Annotated in this window: 4 protein-coding genes; 2 read left to right on the forward strand and 2 right to left on the reverse strand. The window is 63.3% G+C overall.

Features of this window, described 5'->3' with window-relative positions:
* Positions 1-510 precede the first annotated feature (510 nt).
* A complete protein-coding gene (locus P1T08_18445; protein MDF1598056.1) occupies positions 511-933 on the forward strand; it encodes a CopG family transcriptional regulator in 423 nt (140 codons plus the stop codon).
* Positions 930-1,286 (forward strand): DUF5615 family PIN-like protein, encoded by a 357-nt coding sequence (locus tag P1T08_18450; GenBank protein MDF1598057.1) that lies wholly within the window; start codon positions 930-932, stop codon positions 1,284-1,286. Before P1T08_18445 ends, P1T08_18450 begins: the two co-directional genes overlap by 4 nt.
* A 57-nt stretch (positions 1,287-1,343) precedes the next feature.
* On the opposite strand, the gene P1T08_18455 is transcribed toward P1T08_18450, so the two are convergent.
* Both P1T08_18455 and P1T08_18460 read right to left on the reverse strand, forming a co-directional pair.
* Positions 1,344-2,207, reverse strand: coding sequence for an ERCC4 domain-containing protein (locus P1T08_18455; GenBank protein ID MDF1598058.1), 864 nt, complete (start codon positions 2,205-2,207; stop codon positions 1,344-1,346).
* 279 nt (positions 2,208-2,486) lie between these two features.
* The gene (locus tag P1T08_18460) at positions 2,487-3,107 is read right to left on the reverse strand and encodes a hypothetical protein (protein ID MDF1598059.1); all 621 of its coding nucleotides are present in this window, start codon (positions 3,105-3,107) and stop codon (positions 2,487-2,489) included.
* Between the last annotated feature and the right edge of the window lie 303 nt (positions 3,108-3,410).

Genomic DNA, 3,410 nt, shown 5'->3' on the forward strand with positions numbered 1-3,410 from the left:
CCATCAAGCATCCCCGCCGCCCCATCGCACGTCAAACCCGACTTGACACCAATATCGACTTAGGGAATCAGATCACCACCACATCTGCAGGCTCTGACCCAACGCAAGGTGCGCGGTAACCGGCAGATCGAGAGAAGACAAAGAGGGAACGTCACTTTCGGTCCTCTCGGACCTTCCAGCGTGGCCGGCTTTCACCCTCACATGTCGGCTCTTCGGTGGGTCATTGCTCCGAGCGCACCGTCACAGTCAAGAATGCCGCCAATCACTCCCACGTGCTAAACCCAACCGCTCGCGAGGTCGGGAACTGTGGGTGATCCGTCCTAGATCCATCATCGATCGGAACGACTCCGCCACGATCCGTGTTCGCCGTGGAGCCAGGCCGACAGCGCAGGAGGGTGCCGATACTGAGCACTTCCCGAAATGCTCGTTATGGGGCGAGAACAGGGCGATATGGGTCGGGTGAGTGGCGCACCCCTAGCAGAATGGGCGACGGCCGACTACAATGTAGTCATGCCTGTTGTATCGATTCGATTCTCAGACGAGCCGTTACACCAACGACTCAAGGACAGCGCCCACCGGCGTGACATCGGGGTCTCGACCCTGGCCGAACGGTTGATCAATGAGGGGTTGCGCATGGACGCTCACCCATTGGTGGTATTCCGAGACGGACCATCCGGTCGCCGACCCGTCCTCGTCGGTGGACCCGAGGTAGCCGACGTCATCGGTGCCATCGTCGATGGCGATGTTCCTGCAGACCAGCGTCGATCCCGAGCCGCAGAGCTCTTGGCCGTCACAGAACCTCTGATCGATGCGGCACTGGCCTACTACGCCGAATTCACCGAAGAGATCGATGCCGACCTTGCGACCCGGGCTCAGCTCGCCGACGATGTCGAGGCGTTGTGGCGTCGTCAACGAGCGCTGCTCGGGAGATGAAGCTCCTTCTCGACGAGATGCATGCCCCCAGCATTGCTGACGCCCTCACCACACAAGGCTGGGACGTCGTCGCGGTAGCGGCTGTGGCCGCTCTGCGAGGAGCCTCGGATGCGGACCTGCTCGATCACGCCACCAGCCGCGAACGTGCCTTGGTCACAGAGAACATCGTCGACTTCTCACCGCTCGCGCTCCAATGGGCCAGTGAGGGCAGAAGCCACGCCGGGTTGATCTTCACGAATCCGAAACGGTTCAATCGGGCGTCGCTTGCCTACCCGGGGAACCTCATCGGAGCACTGGGCCGGTTCCTCGACAACCCTCCCATCGACGGCGCTTCGTGGACCTGGTGGCTGTGACACCATCAACCCACCGATTGCTCCTCGACGTGCCGTTCGGCTCGGTTCTCGGGGGCCTTACTGCTCTGTATCAGATGGTATAGGCGGACCGAGCAAATCGCGGGGAGCGGTGGGGTTGGTGGGTTGGTCGAGGTGGTGGGCAAGGGCGGCCCCGAGGAAGCGAAAGGTCCACTCCTCGGCGAGCGGGCGGGTCTCGCAGAACACGATGGGAACGGTGGGGTAGCGGACCTGGTGGCGGGCGAGCAGATCGGCCAGCCAGCCACCGGAGACGTATTCGTGTTTGAAGACCGCCGAGTAGCGCTCCTCAACCACCACCGCGGCGCGCGGGTAAGTGGCGAGGTCGGCGAGCTGATAGGCCAGGGTGCCCTCGGTGAGACCCTTGGCGAGGTCTTGGAGGCTCTTGCGTTCCACTAGGCCGACCACCCGATTGTCGGAAATGACCCCGTAGTCACCGACCGGGAGGGCCTGGCGGGCGGTACCGACCTGCTGCTTGGCGAACTTGTAGGGATAGCGCTCGCGAGTGTCGACCAGGATGGTGATATCGGACAACCATGAGGCTCGCCGGCCCGGTACCCGAATAGCAGGTCGGGAGGCTCGGGTGGTACGGGCGGTCTGCCAGAAGATGCCTTCCCGACCACCCTTGAGGCGGGTGAACACAAACTGGCTGCGGTTCAGACGGCCCCGGTCCAACACCAAGTCGATGGCGGCCCCTCTTCGCACACAAGACCGCACCCCAACGTCCTCAACGATGTCGGGATCATCGGGCCACTGGTCGGCCCGGTGACAGTACACCTTGGCTGTGCGCGGCCAGGAATCACCTGCCTTGAGCACCACCCCATCCCCAACCGGAAGCCAAACCAGATAAGGCAGCGACGAGTCGGGATCCGGGTTTCGAGCCACAAGGAACCGGCGTTGCGTCACCAGACAAGTATCCCACGCCCCCACTCTGGTGGCTCCTGCAGACCTCCTCAGCCCGTGCTTGGCGAACCGGCCAACCAGATCACACCGAAACCCCGGCTAAAGCGATACCAAGTCGCGCACCACTTGACGCTCCCACGAGATCGCCACGCTGGGTGACGTCGATCAGGCCATGTCCGAGCGCGTAGGTGCCGATACAGCGCACCCTCGGCTCAGGTGCGATATGGCGCCATATGGCGCGAGATCAGGGCGATCTGTGCGTGAATGATGAGGGCTACCGAATCAGGTGGGTGGGTTGGGTTGGTCGTTTGCTTGGAGGGCGTCGTCGAGTTCGAGGAACCCTTGGGTTGCCCACCACAGGTGGTCTTCGGGATAGACACCAAAACCTTGGTGGTCCCGCCGCCAATCCCGGTCATGGTAGGAGTCGACCACTCGGCCGAGATGCCGTCTGGATGCCTCGAGTTCCGTTTGAAGCTGCGCTCGGTACACCGCCCGGTCGGCCGGTTCGAGTACCGCGAGCTCGCCCAGGCGACGGTCTGCCAACAAACCCAGGGTCGTATGGTCGGGTCCGAGTTCTCTGGACCAGAAACGGACCGGCCGGGAGATGGCGTGGTTCCACACCGGCCAGGTGGTGGGCCGCCACCACCACCGCAGCGGGTACTTGTCGAAGCGGAGGATCGAGGCGGTCGCTTCTGCTTGGGCGGGGCGAGCCAGCCAGGTGACCTCCTCGACCGGAAGGTCAACAACTTGCGCCATCCAGATCACCTCGATGGTGTCGGGTCCCGTCAACAGGTCGCCGAACACGTGCGCCTCAACAATGACCGAGTCTCGCCACGATGAAGTGTGGTCGGTGAGGTCGTCGGCCACCTGGCGGAGCCGACCGATCGCAGTGCTGTATTTCACTATCCCATTCTGCCGTACTCGACACCTCGAGACATGTGGTGTTCGGGCCACTGTCCGCGTGTGCCAGCCGAACTCCTCCGGTGGTGCCGCCGACTCTCCGTCGGAGGTGCTCCTTGTAGCCGGCGAAACGGAGGCTGCGGCTGTGGGGTGGGTCGGCTGTGTTCCTTCCGGAGGTTGCCAATGGCCGACCCGATCAGATCGGTGGCGGGGAGTATGACCGGTGAAGGCGGGTCGACGGGGCCGTGGTCGGATGGGGTACCGTTCGGCGTGTGACACCCGAGGAACGTATCGTCGACTTCGCTC

It is taken from the genome of Acidimicrobiia bacterium (genome assembly GCA_029210695.1).
Classification (GTDB): Bacteria; Actinomycetota; Acidimicrobiia; order Spongiisociales; family JAHEDJ01; genus JAHEDJ01.

Bases quoted from the DNA above. Each gene is read 5' to 3' on its own strand.
- P1T08_18445 (MDF1598056.1), top strand. From the start codon at position 511: ATGCCTGTTGTATCGATTCGATTCTCAGACGAGCCGTTACACCAACGA.
- P1T08_18450 (MDF1598057.1), top strand. From the start codon at position 930: ATGAAGCTCCTTCTCGACGAGATGCATGCCCCCAGCATTGCTGACGCC.